General features: G+C 70.4%; 25 protein-coding genes. 11 read left to right on the top strand and 14 right to left on the bottom strand.

Annotated elements, in window-relative coordinates:
- Positions 1-38: 38 nt before the first annotated feature.
- The 3 genes from BLS95_RS38300 to BLS95_RS38290 are packed head-to-tail and all read right to left on the bottom strand — an operon-like array spanning position 39 to position 1,988.
- Complete coding sequence (locus BLS95_RS38300) at positions 39-959, bottom strand: hypothetical protein (RefSeq protein ID WP_090943349.1); 921 nt, start codon at positions 957-959, stop codon at positions 39-41.
- Between the two features lie 56 nt (positions 960-1,015).
- Positions 1,016-1,459, bottom strand: a complete 444-nt coding sequence (locus BLS95_RS38295) for a peptidase inhibitor family I36 protein (RefSeq protein ID WP_090943346.1) — start codon at positions 1,457-1,459, stop codon at positions 1,016-1,018.
- A 13-nt stretch (positions 1,460-1,472) separates the two neighbouring features.
- Entirely contained in the window at positions 1,473-1,988 is a 516-nt protein-coding gene (locus BLS95_RS38290) for a hypothetical protein (protein WP_143044021.1), read from the bottom strand.
- A 475-nt stretch (positions 1,989-2,463) separates the two neighbouring features.
- On the opposite strand from BLS95_RS38290, the gene BLS95_RS56135 reads away from it, so the two are divergent.
- Entirely contained in the window at positions 2,464-2,763 is a 300-nt protein-coding gene (locus BLS95_RS56135; protein WP_176993601.1) for a YrhB domain-containing protein, read from the top strand.
- A gap of 166 nt (positions 2,764-2,929) precedes the next feature.
- Here BLS95_RS56135 and BLS95_RS38280 read toward each other — a convergent pair whose 3' ends face one another.
- From BLS95_RS38280 to BLS95_RS38270, 3 genes are all read right to left on the bottom strand, one after another.
- Positions 2,930-3,466, bottom strand: coding sequence for a MerR family transcriptional regulator (locus BLS95_RS38280; protein WP_090943336.1), 537 nt, complete (start codon positions 3,464-3,466; stop codon positions 2,930-2,932).
- Between the two features lie 9 nt (positions 3,467-3,475).
- Positions 3,476-4,342 (bottom strand): SDR family NAD(P)-dependent oxidoreductase, encoded by an 867-nt coding sequence (locus tag BLS95_RS38275; protein WP_090943332.1) that lies wholly within the window; start codon positions 4,340-4,342, stop codon positions 3,476-3,478.
- Positions 4,343-4,477: 135 nt separating this feature from the next.
- On the bottom strand, positions 4,478-4,978 hold the full coding sequence (locus BLS95_RS38270; protein ID WP_090943329.1) for a MarR family winged helix-turn-helix transcriptional regulator: 501 nt from the start codon (positions 4,976-4,978) through the stop codon (positions 4,478-4,480).
- A gap of 96 nt (positions 4,979-5,074) precedes the next feature.
- Between BLS95_RS38270 and BLS95_RS38265 the strand changes: the two genes are divergently transcribed.
- Positions 5,075-6,073 carry an EamA family transporter gene (locus tag BLS95_RS38265; protein WP_090943327.1) on the top strand — a complete coding sequence of 333 codons (999 nt, stop codon included), beginning with the start codon at positions 5,075-5,077 and terminating at the stop codon, positions 6,071-6,073.
- A gap of 210 nt (positions 6,074-6,283) precedes the next feature.
- Here BLS95_RS38265 and BLS95_RS38260 read toward each other — a convergent pair whose 3' ends face one another.
- The 3 genes from BLS95_RS38260 to BLS95_RS38250 form a co-directional block, all read right to left on the bottom strand.
- A complete protein-coding gene (locus BLS95_RS38260; RefSeq protein ID WP_090943324.1) occupies positions 6,284-6,655 on the bottom strand; it encodes a VOC family protein in 372 nt (123 codons plus the stop codon).
- A gap of 16 nt (positions 6,656-6,671) precedes the next feature.
- The gene (locus tag BLS95_RS38255; protein ID WP_090943321.1) at positions 6,672-7,049 is read right to left on the bottom strand and encodes a VOC family protein; all 378 of its coding nucleotides are present in this window, start codon (positions 7,047-7,049) and stop codon (positions 6,672-6,674) included.
- A 188-nt stretch (positions 7,050-7,237) separates the two neighbouring features.
- The gene (locus tag BLS95_RS38250) at positions 7,238-8,365 is read right to left on the bottom strand and encodes a S1 family peptidase (protein ID WP_090943318.1); all 1,128 of its coding nucleotides are present in this window, start codon (positions 8,363-8,365) and stop codon (positions 7,238-7,240) included.
- A 185-nt stretch (positions 8,366-8,550) separates the two neighbouring features.
- Between BLS95_RS38250 and BLS95_RS38245 the strand changes: the two genes are divergently transcribed.
- A complete protein-coding gene (locus BLS95_RS38245; protein WP_143044019.1) occupies positions 8,551-9,036 on the top strand; it encodes a hypothetical protein in 486 nt (161 codons plus the stop codon).
- On the opposite strand, the gene BLS95_RS38240 is transcribed toward BLS95_RS38245, so the two are convergent.
- From BLS95_RS38240 to BLS95_RS38230, 3 genes are all read right to left on the bottom strand, one after another.
- Positions 8,987-10,156, bottom strand: a complete 1,170-nt coding sequence (locus BLS95_RS38240; RefSeq protein WP_090943311.1) for an MFS transporter — start codon at positions 10,154-10,156, stop codon at positions 8,987-8,989. The two genes, BLS95_RS38245 and BLS95_RS38240, sit on opposite strands and share 50 nt — an antisense overlap.
- A 116-nt stretch (positions 10,157-10,272) precedes the next feature.
- Positions 10,273-10,728, bottom strand: coding sequence for a MarR family winged helix-turn-helix transcriptional regulator (locus BLS95_RS38235; RefSeq protein ID WP_090943308.1), 456 nt, complete (start codon positions 10,726-10,728; stop codon positions 10,273-10,275).
- 18 nt (positions 10,729-10,746) lie between these two features.
- Positions 10,747-11,079 carry a winged helix-turn-helix transcriptional regulator gene (locus BLS95_RS38230; protein ID WP_218136188.1) on the bottom strand — a complete coding sequence of 111 codons (333 nt, stop codon included), beginning with the start codon at positions 11,077-11,079 and terminating at the stop codon, positions 10,747-10,749.
- A gap of 84 nt (positions 11,080-11,163) precedes the next feature.
- Here BLS95_RS38230 and BLS95_RS38225 point away from each other — a divergent pair, with 84 nt between their 5' ends.
- Together BLS95_RS38225 and BLS95_RS38220 are read left to right on the top strand one after the other, a co-directional pair.
- The gene (locus tag BLS95_RS38225; RefSeq protein ID WP_090943306.1) at positions 11,164-11,736 is read left to right on the top strand and encodes an NADPH-dependent FMN reductase; all 573 of its coding nucleotides are present in this window, start codon (positions 11,164-11,166) and stop codon (positions 11,734-11,736) included.
- A gap of 15 nt (positions 11,737-11,751) precedes the next feature.
- A complete protein-coding gene (locus BLS95_RS38220; RefSeq protein ID WP_245765532.1) occupies positions 11,752-13,032 on the top strand; it encodes a TIGR04013 family B12-binding domain/radical SAM domain-containing protein in 1,281 nt (426 codons plus the stop codon).
- Positions 13,033-13,090: 58 nt separating this feature from the next.
- On the opposite strand, the gene BLS95_RS38215 is transcribed toward BLS95_RS38220, so the two are convergent.
- Together BLS95_RS38215 and BLS95_RS38210 are read right to left on the bottom strand one after the other, a co-directional pair.
- The gene (locus tag BLS95_RS38215; protein WP_143044018.1) at positions 13,091-13,342 is read right to left on the bottom strand and encodes a hypothetical protein; all 252 of its coding nucleotides are present in this window, start codon (positions 13,340-13,342) and stop codon (positions 13,091-13,093) included.
- Positions 13,343-13,431: 89 nt separating this feature from the next.
- Positions 13,432-13,941 carry a VOC family protein gene (locus tag BLS95_RS38210; RefSeq protein WP_090943297.1) on the bottom strand — a complete coding sequence of 170 codons (510 nt, stop codon included), beginning with the start codon at positions 13,939-13,941 and terminating at the stop codon, positions 13,432-13,434.
- Between the two features lie 191 nt (positions 13,942-14,132).
- Here BLS95_RS38210 and BLS95_RS38205 point away from each other — a divergent pair, with 191 nt between their 5' ends.
- The 6 genes from BLS95_RS38205 (at position 14,133) to BLS95_RS38180 (ending at position 20,594) form a co-directional block, all read left to right on the top strand.
- Complete coding sequence (locus BLS95_RS38205; protein WP_090943294.1) at positions 14,133-14,321, top strand: hypothetical protein; 189 nt, start codon at positions 14,133-14,135, stop codon at positions 14,319-14,321.
- A 29-nt stretch (positions 14,322-14,350) separates the two neighbouring features.
- Positions 14,351-15,496, top strand: a complete 1,146-nt coding sequence (gene xylA, locus BLS95_RS38200) for a xylose isomerase (protein ID WP_090943291.1) — start codon at positions 14,351-14,353, stop codon at positions 15,494-15,496.
- Positions 15,493-16,920 carry a xylulokinase gene (locus BLS95_RS38195; RefSeq protein WP_090943288.1) on the top strand — a complete coding sequence of 476 codons (1,428 nt, stop codon included), beginning with the start codon at positions 15,493-15,495 and terminating at the stop codon, positions 16,918-16,920. The genes xylA and BLS95_RS38195 overlap by 4 nt, the downstream gene beginning before the upstream one ends.
- Before the next feature lie 295 nt (positions 16,921-17,215).
- The gene (locus tag BLS95_RS38190) at positions 17,216-17,890 is read left to right on the top strand and encodes a DUF998 domain-containing protein (RefSeq protein WP_090943285.1); all 675 of its coding nucleotides are present in this window, start codon (positions 17,216-17,218) and stop codon (positions 17,888-17,890) included.
- Positions 17,891-17,946: 56 nt separating this feature from the next.
- Entirely contained in the window at positions 17,947-20,220 is a 2,274-nt protein-coding gene (locus tag BLS95_RS38185) for a sensor histidine kinase (protein WP_090943281.1), read from the top strand.
- Positions 20,217-20,594: a DUF742 domain-containing protein gene (locus BLS95_RS38180; RefSeq protein WP_090943278.1), complete on the top strand. Its 378-nt coding sequence runs from the start codon at positions 20,217-20,219 to the stop codon at positions 20,592-20,594. The genes BLS95_RS38185 and BLS95_RS38180 overlap by 4 nt, the downstream gene beginning before the upstream one ends.
- The last annotated feature ends 20 nt before the right edge of the window (positions 20,595-20,614 follow it).

Below are 20,614 nucleotides of genomic sequence, written 5' to 3'. Positions count from 1 at the left end.
CGGGGGTGTGGACACGTGGGTGTATCGCTCGGTGGTCGTCACTCGGGTGTGGCCGAGGATCTCCTGTGTGACGACGATGTGGACGGCTGCTCGGCGGCGGTGAGGGTCTCCTGGGCGAGGCGGAGGGTGGTCTCGTTCGCTCGCTTGGCTGCCTGGAGGGCGGTGGTGTTCTGGGCGATCATCGTCCGCTGGTAGGCGCTTTCGACGGACAGCCAGATGCTCACCAGATTGGTCCGCTTCTTACAGGCGAGGTCGGTACGGGCGGTCGCCAGCTCCTTCTGGGACGTTCCGTCGCGGAAGGCCGGGTCGGCTATGGGATCGAAGGGGGTGGCGTAGGAGTGGCCGGCGGCGCGCATGCAGGCCGACCAGGCCTCGACGGCGGCTCGGACCCGGGGGTCGGTGCGGGAGCGCTGGAAGCTGAGCATGGACAGGTGCTCCGGAAGCGAGGGGTCGGCTCCCGCAGGGGCCATGGCGAGGGCCTTGCAGGTCTCCTCCTGGCAGCCGCCCGGCGGGACGTCGCGACCGGCGTCGGTGCCGGTGATGACGGCGATGGTGGCGGGGTCCAGAGGCGCGGGCTCGGGCGGGTGCCGGGCGGGGTCGCGGGGACCGAGGCCATAGCCGTAGGAGGCGGCGTCTGCTGCGTCGGTGAGGCCGTAGCGGCGTTCCGTCCACGTTCGCGGACCGACCAGGGGGCGGGGTGAGGACGTGATGGGAAGGGTACGGCCGTGGCGCCGCGCGCAGCGGATGAGGAGGACGCGGTAGGCGTTGGTCACCGCGAGGCCCTGGACGGGGGAATGCTGATAGTCGTCCAGCGGGAGGCGAAGGGCGGTGCCGTCCGGGGTGGTGGTGTCCGGGGCGGTGGTGCCGTCCGGCGTGGTGGTGCTGCTCGGGAGGGGCTGGGCGCACGATGCGGTGAGGGCCGTGGCGGCTGTCAGCAGGGCGGCGAGGTGGCGGCGCATGGTGGTCTCCCAGAGGGCGGCCGCGGGCCCGAGCCCACGGCCGCCGGGAAAGGGCGTCAGCCCCAGTAGTGGGATTCGGAATTGTTCGCGAACGTGGGCGCGGTGTTGCCGTAACCGCCCGGTACGAGCCGTCCGCACTGGCCGGCCTGGAACGTGTTGGTGCAGATGTATGCGCTCAGGAACAGGTGCGCATTGATGGCGGACTCGTCATTGTTGGCGATGAACGCGTTGTACGTGTGGGTGCCCCACGAAGGGTGCCCGGTAGTGTCCATGTAGGTGAAGTCCGCCATGCGGCCGGTCAGGTTCGGGCTTTCGAATACGCACAGGTCGTACCAGTTGCAGACGCCGTCATCCATGATTGTGGAGATGGGCGGCTTCTGGAACGTGGTGGAGAGCTTGGACTTGTCGAAGTAGGACGGTTCCGGCTCCGCTTTCGCTGGGGTGGCCAGCAGGGTGGCGGCGAAGAGTGCCAGGAGCACACCGATGATGGCGCGGCGCATTGTCGTCCTTTCCTTAGCAGGCGAGGGTGACCTGGGGAGTGGTGCCGTTCATGACCAGTGGGGAGCCGACGTAGCCGGCCTTGGTGAACACGGCGGTCCCGCCGGCGAAGTAGGTGTTCGTGGTGCCCTGGCACGGCGCACTGGAGTAGTGGATGCCGTAGTTGGCCGGGTTGTAGCGCTTGGGGCCGGGATTGATGGAGGATCCGTCCCGGTAGAGAATGATGTACAGGTCGATCGAGTCGACGACGGCGCTGCACTGCACCTCAATCTCGGTGTGTACGGCGTTGTACAGGCTGTTGACGTACGGGATGCTGAGATAACCGCCGCAGTAAATGACGTCCGCCGGCGCGTTGACGCCTTTCGCGGTGTCCGCCTTCCTGGTGAGGGTCATGGTGAACGACTGGGTGGTGGCGCCGCCTTTGAGGGGGACGGACGGCCTTTCCTGGGCGGCGGAGGCCGGGCTGCCCATAAGGGCGACGGATAACACGAGGGCGATGGATAAGACGATCGTGCGAAGAGATACCTGCATTTCTGTGCCTCCCGGGGAAATGGGGATCACGTTGCATTCCGTATGGTGATCGACTGCCCCCGGGGGCGTCTTCGTGATATCGCGTAAAACCCTCGGTCAATGGCTGCCCGGCGTTGTAACAAGGGGTGAAGTCTCGTGTTGCGCCTTGTTCCCGGTCGCTGCGCGGATGGAAATGGAAGGTCTGGGGGAAGGGTCCAACGGCGGCGCGCTGTGCAGCCGGACAGCTCGGCCCTCAGCGTCCCGCCGCCGGGGGCGGTCCCGGGTGGCGGCGGCTCGGGCCGTAGTCGTCCGGCATCCCTCCGCAGCCCGCGACGAGGCCACAGGCTCCAGGATGATCACAGACCAACGGCTGGTGTTCGTAGGTTTCCTGAGGCGGAAGCCTGATCTCCCGTCCTCGGAGGGTGGCCGACGGCGACGGATGGATCAGGCAGGCAGGCATGGTGCGCGCCGCGGCGCGAGCCCTCATGATGGATCGATGCTGACCGAGTCGGAAGCCCGATGTGTCGCCGAGGCCGAGGTGGCTAGGCTCCGTCATGATGTGCGCGGGTACTTCGCCGAGGACGACGACTTCGTCATTGTCGAAATGGAGGAATATCCCATCGGGTGGGTCTACTACTACCAGTCCAGCCGGTACCTGCGAACCAGAAGAATGAGCGCGGCACTGATGGGTAATGCGCCGGTTCTCATCGACCGCCGGGACGGCTCGATCTTGCCCACGGGCACGGCGCATGCTGTCGAGCACTACATTCGCGAGCACGAACAGTCCCAAGGGTGACAGGCAAGGTCTCAGGGGCTGTGCAATATGAGTGGCAGGATCATGACGACGGCGGGAGTGCGCACGTTGCTGCGTCCCAGGTAGAAAGCCACGCGCCGACCGTAATGGTCACGAGCTGTAAAACGGGAGGGCGGTGACCACGAGAGGGGTGCGGCCGGGGTGGGGCTCAGACTGGTGGTAGGGCTCTTCGTGGTGGCTCGTGCCGTAGTGCCGGGTCGGTGGTGTTGAGGGTGGGAACGTCCGGGCCGGTCGAACCACCGTAAGTGGCGATCTTGTACTCGACGGCCGCGAGGGACAGGGTCAGCTCGCGGAGTCTGCGGCGGATGGTGTCGCGATGTTCGATCAGCATGTCGAGCCGCTCCGGCTCCGTGTGCGCGCCGGCGTCGACGAGCGAGGTGTAGTGCTGTAGGTCGCGCATCGGCATGCCGGACAGCCGCATCCGGGTGAGGAACACCAGGCGCCGTATCGCCGGGGCGTCGTAGACGCGGTGACCGTTGCTGTCGCGGGGCACTTCGACGAGTCCGGCCCGCTCGTAGTAGCGCAGGGTGTGGGGGGAGATGTCGAGGAGGTCGGCGACCTCCGTGATCATCATGGACTCCGGTACGTCGGCCAGGTCGGTGAGACGGTGGATCGCCTCGACCGAGAGCGGCCCGTCGTCTCCGAGCGTTTCGAGCACCCTGGTCATCAGGTCGTCGGTGGCCATGACGCCAGCCTAGATCGGCCTGACCGATGCAGGGACGCCCTCGAAGTCGGCGCTGCGGGCGGTCTCGGCCCAGCGTTCGACCTCGTCCAGGCCTCGCCGGTAGACGGCCGAGATCCGTTCGACCGCCTCGCGTCCCAGCGGCAGCCGCAGCGGCACCTCCGGGCCGTGGGCGAGGGACACGATGATCTCGGCCGCCCGCGCCGGGTCGCCCTCCTGCCGGCCGTTGGCGCCGGCCATGTCCGCGCGTACGTCGGCCAGCATGTCGCGGTACGGCTCCGAAGCCGCGGTGAACTCGAGAACGTCGGCCGCGTTGAAGTCGGTCCGGAAACGGCTGGGTTCGACGATCATCACGCGGATCCCGAACGGTGCCACCTCCCCGGCCAGGGCTTCGGACCAGCCTTCGAGGGCGAACTTCGAGGCCGAGTACGTCGACACACCGGGGAAGGACATCCGCCCGCCCTGGCTGCTCATCTGCACGATCGTCCCGGTGCCTCGGGCGCGCATGGCGGGCAGTGCCGCGCGGACGAGTGCCGCGGGGCCGAACAGGTGCAGGTCCATCAGCTCACGCAGTTGCGCGTCGCTGACCTCCTCGACCGCTCCGACCACGGCCCGGCCGGCGTTGTTCACGAGCACGTCGAGCCGGCCGAAGCGGCGCAGGGTGTCGCGTACGAGGTCCGGGGCCGCGGTGGTGTCGCGGGCGTCGAATGCGGCGACGTGGCAGTGGTCGGGGTACTGGGCCTGGAGGTCGGTCACACTCTCGGGCCGGCGTACCGCCGCGACCACACGATCGCCCGCCGCGAGCGCCGATTCCGCCAGTGCCCGACCGAAACCGCGGGACGCGCCGGTGATGATCCAGGTCTGTGTAGTCGTCGTCATGGCGGCGACGTTATGGCTTTGAGCGCGCTCGAACGCAATGGCCGGATGCGAACGGGTCGCCCGTTCAGCGGTAGGTTCGCGGCGAAGCCGTAGGTCAGCACGGGAGGTCGGCGAGGTTGGACGCGCTCGGCCGCTTTACCGGTCGGTCCCGTCGCCGAGGGACTCCAGCAGGTCGCGCAGTAGCTCGGCGAGCTCGGCGCGGCGCTTGCCGGTCAGCGCCGACAGCACCCGCTCCTCAGTTTCCAGGTGTGCCGGCAGCGCCTGGTCGATCAGTGCGAGCCCCTCGCCGGTGAGCGTCACCACGACGCCGCGGCCGTCGGACTCGCTGGGCGCACGGGTGACCAGCCCGCGTGCCTCCAGCCGGTCGAGCCGCTGCGTCACCGCCCCGGAGGTGATCATCGAGGCATGCATCAGCTCGGCCGGCGTCAGCTGGTGCGGGGGATCGCTGCGGCGCAGCGTGGCGAGTACGTCGAAGGAGGCGGAGTCGAGCCCGCACGCGGCGAACGTACGGCGCAGCTCGGCGTCGATCAGCCGGTGCAGCCGGGACAACCGCCCGATCACCGCCATCGGCGAGGCGTCGAGGTCGGGACGCTGCGCCTGCCACTGCTTAAGGATCAGGTCGACATGGTCTGCCACGCCGCCCAGCCTACAGAAAATGTCTTAGCAGTGAGGTAATTCCTCTGGCCAACTACCTTAGCGCTGAGATACTTTGCCTTAGTGCTAAGGAAAAACATGGGCCTCCTGCTCCTGACCTCCCTGACCCCGATGATCTGGGGCACCACCTACCTCGTCACCACCGAGTTCCTTCCCCCGGACCGGCCCCTGCTGGCCGCCGTGATCCGGGCCCTGCCCGCCGGACTGCTGCTCGTCGCCATCACCCGCGTGCTGCCGCGCGGGATCTGGTGGTGGCGGGCATTCGTGCTCGGCGCGCTGAACATCGGGGCGTTCTTCGCGTTGTTGTTCGTGGGGGCGTACCGGCTGCCTGGCGGGGTGGCCGCCACGGTCGGCGCGGTGCAGCCACTGCTGGTCGCGTTGCTGTCGGCCGGGCTCCTGGGCGAGCGCCTGACCTGGCGTACCACGCTGGCCGCCGCAGCGGGCGTGGCCGGGGTCAGCCTGCTCGTGCTGCGGGCCGACGCTCGGCTCGACGTACTGGGCGTGGCGGCGGCACTCGGCGGCGCGGCGGTGATGGCCGCGGGCGTGGTGCTGAGCGAGCGCTGGCAGTCGCCCGCCCCGCTGCTGGCCACCACCGGCTGGCAGCTCGTCGCCGGGGGCCTGCTGCTGCTCCCCGTGGCCGCCCTCGTCGAAGGCGCGCCGCCGGCCACCCTGACGCCCGCCAACCTCGCCGGGTACGCCTACCTGACCCTCGTCGGCGCGGCCCTCGCCTACACCCTGTGGTTCCGTGGCCTGCGGGCGCTGCCGGCGACCAAGGTGACCTTCCTCGGCCTGCTCAGCCCGGTGGTCGCCACCGCGCTCGGCTGGCTGGTGCTCGGTCAGGAGCTCACGGCGGCTCAGGTGGTGGGTGCGGTGGTCGTACTGGCTGCCCTGGTGGTGGCTCAGCGCCAACGCCCCCGGACCGCCGCGGCCCCGAGCACCGCGGCCCCGAGCACTGCGGCCCTGACCGCCGCGGCCCCGAGGACCGCCGTCCATCCGGAGCCGGAAAGCGGTGCCGCTCTGAACAAACGCTCCCCGTCCGGCGGCAACCGCATCATGGCCGTCCGCACGCGCACTTGAGCCGGCGGCGAATCCCGCGACCGGCCTTGGTGCGGAGAGCCGGAGACGGGGTGACTAGCCGATCTTCGTGTATGAGAGCCCGAATGCCTGCTGAGCTACGCACGGCGGGCGGTGGAGAGGCGCCACTCCCGCGCTGGCCGGCCGGCCTGCGCCATGGCGGGCCGGCCGGGCCAGACAAGGGTGGACGCGCGGGGAGGCTCTCGGCGCGGGCTACTGGTCCTGTAGGACGGACAGGACGTTGCCCGCCGGGTCCGTGAACCAGGCGATCAGTGGGCCGCCGCCGCGGAAGATGCCCCGCTCGTCCGCATCGAGGCCGTCGTAGCGCTCGAAACGCACCCCGCGCTCCACCAGCTCGTCCACGGCCTTCTCGATGTCGTCCACGGGGAAGTTGAGCATCGTGTACGTGGCCGGCGTGTGGTCGTCCTTCGGGTAGACCAGGATGTCGGTCCCGCCCGCCACGTGCAGCGTCAGCAGCCCGTGCTCCTCCGAGACGCGCAGTCCCAGCGTCTGGCCGTAGAACCGTTTCGCGGCCGCGATGTCGTTCACCGAGAAGCCGCTGAATGCCTTCGTCTGCTCGAACATGGTCGCCTCCCCGGGCTCACTCGGCCGCTTGATCAGCTCGGGCGAACTGGATGATCTGTACGTAGTTGCCGTCCGGGTCGATCGCGGTGGCGAACAGGTTGCCGTCGCGGTCCTCCAGCTCGGCCAGCCACGATACGCCCGCGCTCTCCATGCGGGCCGCTACGGCCCGCGCGTCGGCCACCTCGAAGTTCAGGATCACCCTGCCGGGTTCGGGGTTCTTGTCGGCCACGTCCGCCCGCGTGTCGATGAACAGGTTGAAGTCACCGAACTTGAGCACCCCGTACTGGGCCACGTCGGTGTTCTCGGCCGGGTCGAGCGCGGTGGTGTACCAGGTGCGCAGACGCTCGGGGTCGGTGCTGGACAGCAGCAGGCTGCCCAGGACGGGTCGCTGCATGGCGAGCTCCTCTGTCGTCGGAAAGTGCCTGGATGAGGCTGTTCAGAACGACAGACTCCCCGGGCGGCGAAAACTCATCGCCCGGGGATGGGGGGCCGGCCGGCCGGCGGGCCTGTCGCTCCCGCCGCCGCGATCGGGGAAGGCCCGCGCAGCGCGTCCGGCCGGTGGACACGCCGCGCGGGTTTCGGTCAGCCGGTTACGAGTGTGAGCCCGTAAACGCTCAGTGCCTCGTTGACCGGCTGGTGGTACGTCGTGCCACCGACGCTGCAGTTGCCGGAGCCGCCGGACGTCATGCCCTGGGCCTGCGAGCCCGAGATGAACGAGCCGCCGGAGTCACCGGGCTGCGCGCACGCGCTGGTGCGGGTCAGGCCGCTGACCGTGCCCTGCGGGTACGTGACGCTGGCGTTGTGCTGCTGGATGGTGCCGCAGCGCCAGCCGGTGGTCGAGCCGGAGCGGCAGATGGACGAGCCGACGGAGGCCTGCGTGGAGCCGCGGACGGTCACGTTCGCGCCACCCGAGCCGCGTACGTACGGCGTGACGGTGTTGCCGGGAGCGGCGACCCACGCGTAGTCGTTGCCGGGGAAGGACGAGCCCTGGAAGGTGCCCGTCGGCTGGGAGGTCGTGGAGCCGGCCCGGCCGCAGTGGCCCGCGGTGACGAAGCCGGGGGTGGTGCCCCTCCTCACGGAGAAGCCGATGCTGCACCGGCTGCTGCCGATGTAGTACGCGGCACCACCGATGATGTTGATGAACGGCGTCGGCTTCTCGGCGGTCGCCGACACCGTCACCGCGCTCTTGTCCACGCCCGCGGCCGCGGCGAGGGCCTGGGCGGCCTCGACCGTGGGTGCCTGGACGGAGACGGTGTTGGTGGTGACGTCGACGTACCACAGGGACGCGCCGGCCTTGGCCTGCTTGGGGGCCTGGTCGAGCTGCTGCATGACCGTGTTGAGCTGGGCCATCGAACGCGGGACGAGCACCGGCTGCGCGCCCTGGGCCTGGATGTCGGCCGTGGCGCCCGCATCCGTCGTGGCGACCATGAGCTTGGAGGCGTCGGCGTTCAGCCAGGCTCCGCCGAACGAGGCGCCTAACTTGCTGGTGAGGCTCGACTCGACGGACGCGGCGCGTTCCTCGTTGGCGAGTCGGGTGACGACCTGCGCCTCGGAGAGACCGAGATCGCGTTCGAGCGCGTCGATCATGGCAGGAGGGGCGGTCGGGGTGGCCGCCTGAGGTGCCGGGTCAGCTGCCGCGGAGCTGAGAGGGGTGGCCAGGGAGCCGGCGAGGATGACGCCGACTACCACCGCACAACGTTTACTCAACATGCGCACTCCTCGGGTGGGGGGTGCTGTCAAGTTAACGGCTGCTATGAATCCTGCTTAGATGCCAAAGAGACCCTATTTCGGTGTTATGGCCATATTCCGGGCTAAGACCTGAATTGGAAGTTTGCGCCTTAAAGGCGGGGATGCGGAGGGTTGAGTAGGGTTCGCCGTGACTGGAGGTGTTCGCCGTGGGTAATGGTGTCCGTCATACGCTCGGCGCCGTCGGCGGGGTGCTGGCCACGCTGTTGATCGCAGCAGGTTTCCTGTACAACTCCATCGCCGCGGTCGCCGGTGTGGCGATCCTGGTCGGCGTGCTGGCGGGGTCCAGGGTGTCGCCGCTCACCTCGTTGCTGCCGGGCCTGGCCTTCGCCGGGCTGGCGGGGGCGGCGCTGGCGCGCACGGCCCTGGGCGGTGACGAGCGGTTGTGGTACGACCTGGTGCCGACCGAATATCTGGCCCGCTATTCGGCCCTGGTCCACACCTGGTCGCTGGTCATCGGCTGCGTGCTGCTGGCCGCCTCGGTCTTCCCCTCGCGTTGGCGGAAATCCAGGCCGGGGCCTCCCCCTCCCCCCGAGGAGGAGGAGACCCCTGGGCCGCCGCCGCTGCCCAAGCGGATTCCTCTCGTTACTGATCCAGCAGCGAGGCCGGCCTGGCGGGGCCGCGACGGGCCGTGAGCAGGGCGATCAGCACGTACGGCAGGAGCAGCAGCGCGAACGTCGTGCCGTGCGACAGGTACGGCGACAGCGCCCCGTAGGTCCCGTACACGGCGACCGTGACCAGGTTCTCGCCCAGCCCGGCGACGGACGTGACGGTGGCCCTGGCCTCACCGGTGATGCGTTCCTGGAGCCGGGCGTCGGCCACCACCCCGGCGAGCTGGAACGCCCCGAAGGCCACGGCGATCAGCACGAACCCGGCCGGGTGCCCGATGAGCGCCCCCACGGCCATGGCCGGCGCCGCCAGCGCGAGCATCAGGGCGTACCGGCGGGAGGTGAGGCGGGCCGCGAGCCCGGACAGCAGGCCGCCCGCCGTGGCGCCGACCCACACCAGGAGGATCACCGCCGGGACGGCCGTCTTGGCCACGCCCGACTCCGCCGCGAGGAAGGGCACGTATTCCTCCAGTGCCCCCCAGATCGCCGTCACGAAGGCGAGCAGCAGAACCGCGTGCAGCACGCCCCGGTCACCGCGGGCCTCCTCGATCCCGGCCCGCAGCGTCGCCCAGTAACGGCCGTCGTCCGCGTCGCCGCCGCGCGTCCTGTGCTCGGGCAGCGTCAGCGCGGTGGCCGCGCACAGCACGCAGACCACTACGCTGGCCGCGCCCACGGCGAGGTAGCCGCCGCCCGCGAACACCGGCACCGCCAGGCCGATCGCCGCCGCGCTGCCGACGAGGCCGATGGAGGTGGCCCGGCCCATGACGACGACGTAGCGGTCCTTCTCGCCACGCCGCTCCAGCTCCTCGTAGGCCAGGGCCTCGTAGGCGCCGGAGACCAGTGCCCCCTGGGCTCCCCAGAGCACGAAGCCCAGGGCGAACACCCAGTAGGACGGGTAGAGGATCCACAGCGCGTAGCCCAGGCCGGCCAGCAACGGGCCCAGGCAGAGGAGCAGACGCCGGGACACCGCGTCGGCCCAGGCGCCGGAGGGGATCTCCAGCACCATGCCCGTCACCGACCAGATGACGAACAGGGAGGAGGTCTCCGCGACCGATAGCCCCGCGTCGTCGAACAGCAGGGCATAGATCGGATAGATAAGGATGAAATCGCTCAGGAACGCGTAAGCGTACAGCTTCGCGACAAGCATATGAGGCCTTCCGGGAGGACGAACGGGGACTCCGAGTGCTTGCCGCTCTCGGAGGCCCGCGCGCCTCGCGCCGGCCCGTGGTAAGTCATCAATGTCGCCAGGTCATGTCCGGCAGTCTAGCCTGCCCGCGCGGCCTCGATGCGATCTCGGAACGGACGGCGTTCCAGGGCCTCCACGGTGGCCCTGAGCACCTCGGCCAGCGGCACCGGCAGCTCCGCGTCCAGCTCGCGCACCGCCCGCTCCGTCGCCGCCCACTCGGCCTCGATCTCGGGCAGCGTGGCCTGGGCCTTCGGGGTGAGGTGGACGATGCGCTGCCGGGCGTCCGCGCCCTTCTCCAGGGTGACCAGGTCGCAGCGCCGCATCTCCACCACCGTCTGGCTGGCCGCCGAGTGCGTCACGCCGATCGCCGTGGCGAGGTCGCGGATGGCCATCGGGCCCTGCGACACGAGCGTGCGGACTACGGGGGAGAAGCGGGGGCGGTATTCGGGCAGGCCGAGGTCCGCGTAGTGGTCGCTGATGGCGCCGTCCATCAGCTCGTGTACGTGGCGCAGCAACGTGCCCAGGCCGGTCATGGGATCGCGGGCCGGTGCCTAGGCGGACCTCGCCTCGGGCAGCGGGATCCACTTGTGCGCCCAGGTCACCAGCTCGTCCAGGACCGGGCGCAGCTCCCGGCCCATCTCGGTCAGGTGGTATTCCACCCGCACCGGTGAGGTGGCCAGCACGCGCCGCTCGACGAGGCCGGCGGCCTCCAGCTCGCGCAGGCGCCGGGCCAGCATCGTGTCGTTGATGCCGGGGATGGCGGCCTTGAGGTCGGCGTAGCGGTGGGCGCCCTTGAAGATCATGTGGATCACCGCTCCGGACCACCGGGCGCCGATGAGCTCAAGGGCGGTGTGGAAGCGCACGCAGACGGAAGTGAGGCTCACGGGGTGATCCTAGCATTTGCTAAGAAATGTTTAGTTGCTCAATAATGTTGAGCAACTCACCTACGAGCCCCCTTTGGAGCAGTCATGGGCAAGCCCGTCTTGCAGATCATCGTCGCCAGCACCCGCCCAGGCCGGGCGGGGCGCAGTGTCGCCGAGTGGATCCACGGCAGGGCCGTGGACTCGGAAGAGTTCGACGTGGAGCTGATCGACCTGGCCGAGGTCGCGCTGCCGTTCCTGGACGAGCCGCACCACCCCCGGCTCAAGCAGTACGTCAACGCGCACACCAAGGAGTGGAGCGCCACCGTCGACCGTGGCGACGCCTTCGTGTTCGTGACCCCCGAGTACAACCACAGCTTCACCGCCGTGCTGAAGAACGCCCTGGACTACCTGCACCACGAGTGGCACCACAAGCCGGTCGGGTTCGTCAGCTACGGAGGCGTCTCCGGCGGCACCCGCGCCGTGAACGGCCTGCGCCAGGTGACCGCCTCCCTGAAGATGGTCCCGGTGCTGGAGGGGGTGATCATCCCGTTCCTGGCCCAGTTCAGGAACGATGACGGCACCCTGCGCCCCAACGACGTGATGAACTCGGCCGCCGACGACATGCTCGCCGAGCTGGCCAAGCTCACCGGGGCGTTGCGCCCCATCAGGCTCGGCTGAGTTACGCTGCGGGACGTGGCGCTGGCAGTGAGTGTGGTGGTCCGATACCGCAAGGCGGTGACGTACGGCGTGCACGCGGTGCTCGCCGCCCTGGAGAGCTCGGGGGTGGAGCACGAGCTGCGCTACGGCACGACGCCCGAGGAGACCGCCGGGCACATCGCGGCCAGTGACGCCGACCGGATTGTCGTGCTGTGGTCGTTCTACTCGCCCGACGCCGAGGCCATGGCCGCCGAGCTGGCCGTGGTCAGGTCGCTCAGCGGCGGGCGGGGGCTGCACATCGCGGGCGGCGTGCACGCCACCGCCGAGCCGCAGCAGGTGATCGACGCCGGCTGGGACCTCGCGGCGATCGGCGAGGGGGAGTCCACGATCATCTCCCTGGTCCGGGCGCTCCAGGAGGACGAGCCGCTCACCTCCGTCCCCGGGCTGGCGGTCAAGGACGCCGACGGCGTGGCGCTGCGCACCAGGCCGGCGCCGCAGCTGCCGCTCGACACCTTCCCGTCCTTCTCGGACAGGAAGGGGCCGATCGAGATCACCCGGGGCTGCCGCTACACGTGCCGGTTCTGCCAGACGCCGTTCATGTTCGGCGGGCAGTTCCGCCACCGCTCGGTCGCCAGCGTGCGCGAGCACGTTCGTGGCATGGTCGCCAAGGGCCTGCGCGACGTCCGGTTCATCACCCCGACCTCGCTCTCGTACGGCTCGGCCGGGCCCGATCCCGACCTCGGCGCGGTGGAGGAGCTGCTGGCCGGGGTCAAGGAGGAGCTGCCGGCGCACGGCCGGGTGTTCTTCGGCAGCTTCCCCTCGGAAGTGCGCCCGGAGCACGTCACCCCCGAGGCCATGCGCCTGCTCAAGCGCTATGTGGCCAACGACAACCTGATCATCGGCGCCCAGTCGGGCTCCGACCGGATGCTGGCCGCCTCGGGGCGCGGGCACGACACCTCGCCCGTACGCGATGCCGTCAGGATCGCGGTCGAGCACGGTTTCCGGCCCAATGTCGACTTCATCTTCGGCATGCCGGGGGAGTCCGAGCAGGACCAGGCGGAGTCGCTGCGGCTCGCCGCCGATCTCACGGAGCTCGGAGCCCGCATCCACACGCACACGTTCATGCCGCTGCCGGGCACGCCGTGGCGGGACGCCGAGCCGGCGTTCATCCCGCTGTCGACCATGAGCGAGCTCGACCGGCTGGCCCAGCGTGGCGAGGCCTACGGGCACTGGCGCAAGCAGGCCGAGCACGCCGCGCGCCTGGCCGAGACGGCCAAGGCCTATCCACGGCGGACCCGGCGCAGGCGCGCCACCTGAACGCGAGGCCCAGGGGTCGGGCTTGAGGCGGGGCAGGCGGCCCGATCAGGTGCCGGGATCAGGCCGGGCGGACGGGGCCGTCGTCGTCATCGTCGAACGCGTGCAGGACGCGCTCGAACGCGTCGCCCACCGGGCGCAGCGCCTGAGAGAACGCGTTGACCAGCGGAGTGAAGATCTCGGTCACCTCGGACACGAGGTCGGGACTCTTGCTCTCGGGAGGCGCCCAGCGCATGGCGTCGGCGCTCAACGTCTCCCACTCGTCGACGACACCGTCGATGGCGTCGAGCACATGATCAGGATCGCTTGGCATGACCGCTCTCCATGAAGGATTTCCGTGGGAGGGCTTTCCGTTTGACGTCTCCGTCGGAGCCGAACACTTCCCACCGTACCTTCATACCTTCAGACCGGTATGGACACGCCGACGCCGCCGCGGGTCTGGGCGCCGTAGCGCTGCTTGTCGGCGGGCAGGTCGAGCGGGCGGATGCTGGACCGGGCGGCCAGGATCTCCTCGGTCAGCAGCGAGGCCGGCACCAGCCACGACACCTCGAACTCCAGCCCGTCCGGGTCCCGCGCGTAGAGCGCCTTGGTGGTGCCGTGGTCGGAGGAGCCGACCAGGGCGTCCAGCTCGACCAGCTTGGCCGCGACCCGCTCCAGCTCCTCCAGGGTGTCGACCTCCCACGCCAGGTGATAGAGGCCGACGGAGGTGCGCCCGGCGGGCGAGGCGGTCGCGGCCGGGCCGATCTCGAACAGCCCCAGGTCGTGGTCGTTGGTGGAGCCGGGAGCCTGGAGGAAGGCGGCGCCCCGCATACCCATCACGATCTCGAAGCCGAGGGCCTCACGGTAGAAAGCGACGCTGCGTTCCACGTCGCGGACGTAAAGCACCGCGTGGTTGAGCCGCTGGACGGGCATGGCGTACCCCCTTCGACGTAGTCCCGTTCGAGTATATGAGCCTTCAACTAAATCGAGGGAGGGACCGGCTGGCTGGATGGGACGGCGGCCACGAGGGATTCGTGTCACCGTCACGAACACGCGGGCGGAGGTGGCACGAACTGTCGGGCGGAGGCCGTAGCGTTCTCCCGGTACCCGGACGAGGAGAGGCGATGCACGACACCGAAGAGGCACTGTTCAGGACGGTTCACGGGATCGCGGGCCGCTTCGCAGGCCAGCCCGTGCCGGTGGTGATGGACGCGCTGATGCGTCAGCTGCCCAAGGCTCCCGGGCTTGAGGCGGCGGAGATCCGCAAGATCGCGGAAGAGATCAGCGTGGGGCGTGATCCTTCGGGCTTGTGAACAACTGATCGCCAGGGGAGCATCGAACCATGTACGAGCCAACCCCTGACGATCGATTCACCTTCGGTCTGTGGACGGTCGGCTGGCAGGCGCGCGATCCGTTCGGGGACGCCACGCGGGCGCCGCTCGACCCGGTGGAGAGCGTGCACCGGCTGGCCGAGCTGGGGGCCTACGGTGTCACCTTCCATGACGACGATCTGCTGGCGGTCGAGCCCGATCGTGACCGGGCTGTCGCGGCGTTCAGGAAAGCGCTTGCTGAAACCGGGCTGAAAGTGCCCATGGCCACCACCAACCTGTTCACCCACCCCGTCTTCCGCGACGGGGCCTTCACCAGCAACGACCGCGACGTGCGGCGGCACGCACTGCGCAAGGTCACGCGCAACCTCGACCTGGCCGCCTCGCTGGGCGCCACCACCTACGTCTTCTGGGGCGGCCGGGAGGGGGCCGAGTCCGACGCGGCCAAGGACGTACGCGCGGCGCTCGCCCGCTACAAGGAGGCCATCGACCTGCTCTGCGACTACGTGCGCGAGCGCGGCTACGGCATCCGCTTCGCCATCGAGCCCAAGCCCAACGAGCCGCGCGGCGACATCCTGCTGCCGACGATCGGGCACGCCCTGGCCTTGATCGGCGAGCTGGAGCACCCCGAGATGGTGGGCCTCAACCCCGAGGTCGGCCACGAGCAGATGGCCGGGCTCAACTTCGTGCACGGGATCGCGCAGGCGCTCTGGCACGGCAAGCTGTTCCACATCGACCTCAACGGCCAGCACGGGCCCCGCTTCGACCAGGACCTGGTCTTCGGCCACGGCGACGTGATGAGCGCCTTCTTCCTGGTGGACCTGCTGGAGCACGGCGGCTACGACGGGCCGCGGCACTTCGACTACAAGCCGCTGCGTACGGAGGACCGCGACGACGTGTGGGTGTCGGCCGCGGCCAACATGCGGACATACCTGATACTTCGCGATAAAGCCCGAAATTTCAGAGCTGATCCGGAAGTGCGGGAGGCACTCCGGGCCGCCCGCGTCGACGAACTCGGGCTGCCCACCCTCAACCGCGGCGAGACCCTGGCCGACCTGGCGGACGACGATTTCGACGCCGACGCGGCCGCCGCCCGCGGTTACCATTTCACCCATCTCAACCAGCTGGCGCTGGAGCACGTGTTAGGAGTTCGCGGGTGACGCTGGTCGCCGGGGTCGATTCGTCGACCCAGAGTTGCAAGGTCGTCATTCGGGACGCGACGACGGGCGCCCTGGTGCGCCAGGGCCGTGCCCCGCATCCCGACGGCACCGAGGTCCACCCGTCGCACTGGTGGGCCGCTCTCCTGCGGGCCCTCGAAGAGGCCGGCGGGCTCGACGACGTGGCGGCCATCAGCGTGGCCGGCCAGCAGCACGGCATGGTCTGCCTGGACGAGTCCGGCGCCGTCGTACGCGAGGCCCTGCTGTGGAACGACACCCGCTCCGCCAGCGCCGCCCGCGACCTGGTGACCGAGCTGGGCGGGGCGCAGGCGTGGGCCGACGCGGTCGGCCTGGTGCCCGTGGCGTCGTTCACGGTGACGAAGCTGCGCTGGCTGGCCGAGAACGAGCCGGACAACGCGCGGCGCACGGCCGCCGTGTGCCTGCCCCACGACTGGCTCACCTGGCGCCTGGCGGGCGCGCTGCGCACCGGAACCCTCGACATCCCGTCCTGGGCGGACGCCCCGCCGCCGCCCCTCGACCACCTCACCACCGACCGCGGCGACGCCTCCGGCACCGGCTACTGGTCCCCGGCCACCGGCGCCTACCGCACCGACCTCCTCAAGGCCGCCTTCGGCTCGATCCCGCTGCTGCCCCGGGTGCTGGGACCGGTGGACGAGGTGGGCGCGGCCACCGGGGGCGCAGGACCGGTGCTGATCGCGCCGGGCACGGGGGACAACATGGCCGCCGCGCTCGGGGTGGGTGCCCGGCCGGGCGACGTCGTGGTGTCGCTGGGCACGTCCGGCACCGTGTTCGCGGTCACCGAGTCGCCCAGCGCCGACCCCACGGGCACGGTCGCCGGTTTCGCCGACGCGACCGGGCGGTTCCTGCCGCTGGTGGCCACGCTCAACGCCGCCCGCGTCATGGACGCCGCCGCCCGCATCGCCGGGGTGGGGCTCGACGAGCTGAGCGACCTCGCGCTGCAGGCGCCGCCGGGGGCGGGCGGGCTGACGCTGGTGCCCTACCTGGAGGGCGAGCGCACCCCGAACCGCCCGACCGCGACCGGCTCGATCCACGGGCTCAGCCTCGCCACCGCGACCCCGGCCCACCTGGCCAGGGCGGCCATCGAGGGCATGCTGTGCGGCCTGGCCGACGCCCTGGACGCGATGAGCATGCGGCCGGAGCGGGTGCTGCTGATCGGCGGCGCGGCCCGCTCGGAGGCGGTCCGCCGCATCGCCCCCACGATCTTCGGGGTCCCGATCACGGTCCCGCCGCCGGCGGAATACGTCGCCAACGGCGCCGCCCACCAGGCCGCCGGCCTCCTCGCCACCCCGGAGTGGGAGGCGGAGGACACGGTGACCTACGAGGCCGAGGCCGTCCCCGCCATCCGCACCCGCTACGCCCGCGCCACCGACCACATTCTCGACTAAAAACCCAACCATCCTGTACGGCAGAGCACGGTGGGCTCCACCCACCGTCCTGCGTTGCTCGCATTCCAGGGAGACGCTTACCGACATCCCCGCCACCCCGCCGCGACGGCGCCCGGGCACCGCCGTCTTCGCCGAGCCGGTCACTCCCGCAGCCTGTGGGTCGTGGGGGCGGCAGGGCCCCAGCGAGATCGACGACCGGTCGCGCGTAAATGAAGAGAACCAGGGGGAACCTCAGGGTCGGGTCAGGGATGGTGCCGGATGTTAGACGACCCGGTGAAACGGAAGAGTGGCAGGCATGTTGCCCCGCTTGACCTCCCTGCTGGCCCTCGGGTCGATCGCGTTCTCGGTGATCCTCACCCTGATCGACCAGTTGGGCGCCGGTGCCCACGTCGACCTCGTCAACGTGAGCGTGAGCGTGAGCGAATACGCCGTCTCCGAGCGCGGCGGCGTCGTGGCGGCCGCGATGGCGCTGCTCGGCATAGGCTCCCTGGCGTTGCTGGCGGGGTTGCGGTCGGCGGGCGCCCCCGTCAGGGGCCTGCCTGAGAGGCTGCTGCTGGTCTGGTCGGGAGCGCTGGTGGTGGCGGCGCTCATCCCGGCCCTCCCTCTCGGCGGGGACTTCGAGCCGGCGGCCCAGGTCCACCAGTTCGTGTCCATGGCGGCCTTCGTGAGCCTCCCGGCCGTGGGCGCGCTGCTGGTCCCCAGGCTGGCCTCCGACGCCCGCTGGAAGCCCGTGGCACGGGCCGTGGAGTGGGTGGCGCTGGCGGGCGGGTTCGGGTTGCTGGCGCTGACGTACGTGGCGCTGCCGGGTGGCGGGGTGATGATCGGGCTGGTCGAGTGGCTGTTGCTGGGCGCCGAGGTGGCGCTGCTGGTCGTCCTCGCCGGATGGCTGGTGCGGCTGGCGTGGCTACCGGCCGGGGTCAAGTCTGTCAATTTGCCGACATACCACAGATTTATCGCTAGTCGATCTTAAACGCACCCGTTTCGGTGCTATTCTCTCCCGCGATCTTCTATCCGGGAGCAGGTGTCATGGCATCGGGCAGATCCATCAGATTCAAGATCTCGACGCTGCTCATCATCCCGTTGGTCTCCCTGGTCGCGCTCTGGGGTTTCGCCGCGAGCACCACGTCGGGAGAGGCCCTCAACCTGCTCAAGGTAGAGACCATCTGGGAGAACGTCATCGCTCCCGCGGACAACCTGGTCTCCAACCTCCAGGCCGAGCGCCTGGCCTCCGCCGAGCGGCTCGCGGGCACCGGGCGCAGGGCTGACGCGCTCTCGCGGGCGCGGGCCGGGGTGGACGCCGGCATCACGCGGCTGCGCCGGCAGGCGATGTCCGAGGACACCCAGTCGGCCCTCACGCAGGACATGCGGAACCAGCTCCAGACCCTGTTCGGGGTGATCGACCGGCTGCCGGACGTCCGGCGCAAGGTGGACGGTCGCCTGATCAGGGCCAACGGCCTCGTCACCGAGTACGCGAAGATCTCCGACGAGGTCCACCTGCTCTACTCCCGGCTGACGGTCAGCACCGACCTGGAGCTGGCGCTCCAGGCGCAGGGCCTGATCTCCGCCGACGAGGTGCGCGAGCTGCTCAACCGCGAGCACGCCCTGCTCGTGGCCTCGAACGGCAAGGCGAGCATGCAGGACGTGCACCTGCTGGCGGGCATCGACGGCACCAGGACGTACCTGTTCCCCAAGGCGCTGGCCAACCTCGACACCGAGCTGCGGGCCCCGTTCGAGAAGCTGTACTACTCCAGCCGGTACATCACCATGGAGAACCTGCTGGAGGGCTACGTCGCGGGCCAGCCGGTGGACGTCGAGCTCTGGCGGGGCATCGCCGACCAGGTCGAGCGGGAGTTCACCCAGGCCGTCAGGGGCACCGGCGAGGGACTGCGGGCCCGGATGGAGCCCGCCGGCATGGCCGTGCTCCTCCAGGCCGGCGTCGCGGGCGCGATCGGGCTCATCGCGGTCGTCTTCTCCGTGTTCATCTCCATCCGGGTCGGCCGCCGGATCACCCGCGAGCTGGCGGCCCTGCGCCTCAGCGCGCTGGACCTGGCCGAGATCAGGCTGCCCGACGTCGTGACGAAGCTGCGCCAGGGCGAGCCGGTGGACATCGGGACCGAGGTGCCGTCCATCCGGGTCGCCGAGCACGCCACCAGCGAGGTCAGCGACCTCGCGGCGGCGTTCGACAGCGTCCAGCGCACGGCCGTGGACGCCGCCGTCGAGCAGGCGAGGCTCCGCGAGGGCGTGTCCGAGGCGCTGCGCAACCTGGCCCGGCGCAGCCAGTCGCTGCTGCAGCGCCAGCTCAGGATGCTGGACGAGATGCAGAGCCAGACGGAGGACCCGGAGGCCCTGGAGCGCCTGTTCAAGCTCGACCACCTCACCACCCGCATGCGCCGCCACGCGGAGGGCCTGGTGCTGCTCTCCGGCGGCTCCGCGGGCCGCAGGTGGCGCGGCGTCATCCCGATGGAGGACGTGCTCAGCGGCGCGGCGGCGCAGGTCGAGGAGTACACCCGGGTACGCGTCTACCCGATGCCCGAGGTCGGGGTCTCGGGCGGCGCGGTGGCCGACCTCATGCACCTGTTCGCCGAGCTGATCGAGAACGCGGCCTCCTTCTCCTCGCCCGGCAACGAGGTCTCCGTGCGCGGCGAGATGGTCGGCAGGGGCTTCGCCGTCGAGATCGAGGACCGCGGCCTCGGCATGGACGAGGGCACCCGCCGGGCCATCAACGAACGCCTGGCCAGCCCGCCGGACTTCGATCCGGCGCAGACCGAGCGGCTGGGGTTCGCGGTGGTCGGCATGCTCGCCTCCCGGCACGGCATCAAGGTGACGGTCAAACCCTCCCCGTACGGGGGCACCACCGCCATCGTGCTCGTGCCCGGCACGCTGGTCGAGCCCATGCCGGCCCCGGTGCAACCGCTGGAGTTCGAGTCGGTCTCCGTGTCCGTCATCAGATCGGAGCCAACGGGGCCTGGCGAGCTGCCGCGCCGGGTCCGTACCAGCAAGCGTGGCGGCACCACCGCGTTGCCGCAGCAGGACCCGGCGGGGCTGCCCCACCGCGACCGGCAGGCGGACCTGCCGGAGCGGGACCGGCAGCCGGGCCTGCCGCACCGCGACCGCCGGCAGGGGCTGCAGCAGCGGGACCGCCAGACGGGCCTGCCGCAGCGGCTCAAGCAGGCGCCGTCCGCCGCGCCGCCGGCCGGGGATCGTTCGCCCGAGGAGGCCAGGACGCTGCTCTCCTCGCTCCAGGCCGGCTGGCAGCGCGGCCGGCAGGACAACGACCAGGATGGGGGAGCCGAATCGTGAGCAGCGAGCACGAGTGGATAGACGAGGAGGCGGGCCCCGTCGTGCGACCGTACGCGGTCACCCGCGGGCGCACCAGACCCGCGTCCTCGTCGTCCCTCGACCTGCTGGCGATCATCGCCTCGACGCGGTCGCCCGCCCCCGCCGGCGCCGATCTGGGCGTGCAGCACCGGCGGCTGCTGGCCTGCCTGGCGGGGCAGAACAGGCCCGTCGCCGAGATCGCCTCGGAGCTGGGCCTGCCGGTCGGCGTGGTCCGGGTGCTGCTGGGGGACCTGCTCGGGTACGGGCTGATCACGGTGCGCCCGCCGCGCGACAAGGCCACCGCGGCGACGGAGAGCCTGCTCGAAGAAGTGATCAACGGCCTCAGGGCCCTCTGAGCGGCCCCGGGTTCGACCGG

It is taken from the genome of Nonomuraea jiangxiensis (assembly GCF_900099965.1).
GTDB lineage: Bacteria > Actinomycetota > Actinomycetes > Streptosporangiales > Streptosporangiaceae > Nonomuraea > Nonomuraea jiangxiensis.
This window is presented reverse-complemented; position numbering and strand designations above follow the sequence as displayed.

Bases quoted from the DNA above. Each gene is read 5' to 3' on its own strand.
- BLS95_RS38300 (WP_090943349.1), bottom strand. From the start codon at position 959: ATGCGCCGCCACCTCGCCGCCCTGCTGACAGCCGCCACGGCCCTCACC.
- BLS95_RS38295 (WP_090943346.1), bottom strand. From the start codon at position 1,459: ATGCGCCGCGCCATCATCGGTGTGCTCCTGGCACTCTTCGCCGCCACC.
- BLS95_RS38290 (WP_143044021.1), bottom strand. From the start codon at position 1,988: ATGCAGGTATCTCTTCGCACGATCGTCTTATCCATCGCCCTCGTGTTA.
- BLS95_RS56135 (WP_176993601.1), top strand. From the start codon at position 2,464: ATGCTGACCGAGTCGGAAGCCCGATGTGTCGCCGAGGCCGAGGTGGCT.
- BLS95_RS38280 (WP_090943336.1), bottom strand. From the start codon at position 3,466: ATGGCCACCGACGACCTGATGACCAGGGTGCTCGAAACGCTCGGAGAC.
- BLS95_RS38275 (WP_090943332.1), bottom strand. From the start codon at position 4,342: ATGACGACGACTACACAGACCTGGATCATCACCGGCGCGTCCCGCGGT.
- BLS95_RS38265 (WP_090943327.1), top strand. From the start codon at position 5,075: ATGGGCCTCCTGCTCCTGACCTCCCTGACCCCGATGATCTGGGGCACC.
- BLS95_RS38260 (WP_090943324.1), bottom strand. From the start codon at position 6,655: ATGTTCGAGCAGACGAAGGCATTCAGCGGCTTCTCGGTGAACGACATC.
- BLS95_RS38255 (WP_090943321.1), bottom strand. From the start codon at position 7,049: ATGCAGCGACCCGTCCTGGGCAGCCTGCTGCTGTCCAGCACCGACCCC.
- BLS95_RS38250 (WP_090943318.1), bottom strand. From the start codon at position 8,365: ATGTTGAGTAAACGTTGTGCGGTGGTAGTCGGCGTCATCCTCGCCGGC.
- BLS95_RS38240 (WP_090943311.1), bottom strand. From the start codon at position 10,156: ATGCTTGTCGCGAAGCTGTACGCTTACGCGTTCCTGAGCGATTTCATC.
- BLS95_RS38235 (WP_090943308.1), bottom strand. From the start codon at position 10,728: ATGACCGGCCTGGGCACGTTGCTGCGCCACGTACACGAGCTGATGGAC.
- BLS95_RS38225 (WP_090943306.1), top strand. From the start codon at position 11,164: ATGGGCAAGCCCGTCTTGCAGATCATCGTCGCCAGCACCCGCCCAGGC.
- BLS95_RS38215 (WP_143044018.1), bottom strand. From the start codon at position 13,342: ATGCCAAGCGATCCTGATCATGTGCTCGACGCCATCGACGGTGTCGTC.
- BLS95_RS38210 (WP_090943297.1), bottom strand. From the start codon at position 13,941: ATGCCCGTCCAGCGGCTCAACCACGCGGTGCTTTACGTCCGCGACGTG.
- BLS95_RS38205 (WP_090943294.1), top strand. From the start codon at position 14,133: ATGCACGACACCGAAGAGGCACTGTTCAGGACGGTTCACGGGATCGCG.
- xylA (WP_090943291.1), top strand. From the start codon at position 14,351: ATGTACGAGCCAACCCCTGACGATCGATTCACCTTCGGTCTGTGGACG.
- BLS95_RS38190 (WP_090943285.1), top strand. From the start codon at position 17,216: ATGTTGCCCCGCTTGACCTCCCTGCTGGCCCTCGGGTCGATCGCGTTC.
- BLS95_RS38185 (WP_090943281.1), top strand. From the start codon at position 17,947: ATGGCATCGGGCAGATCCATCAGATTCAAGATCTCGACGCTGCTCATC.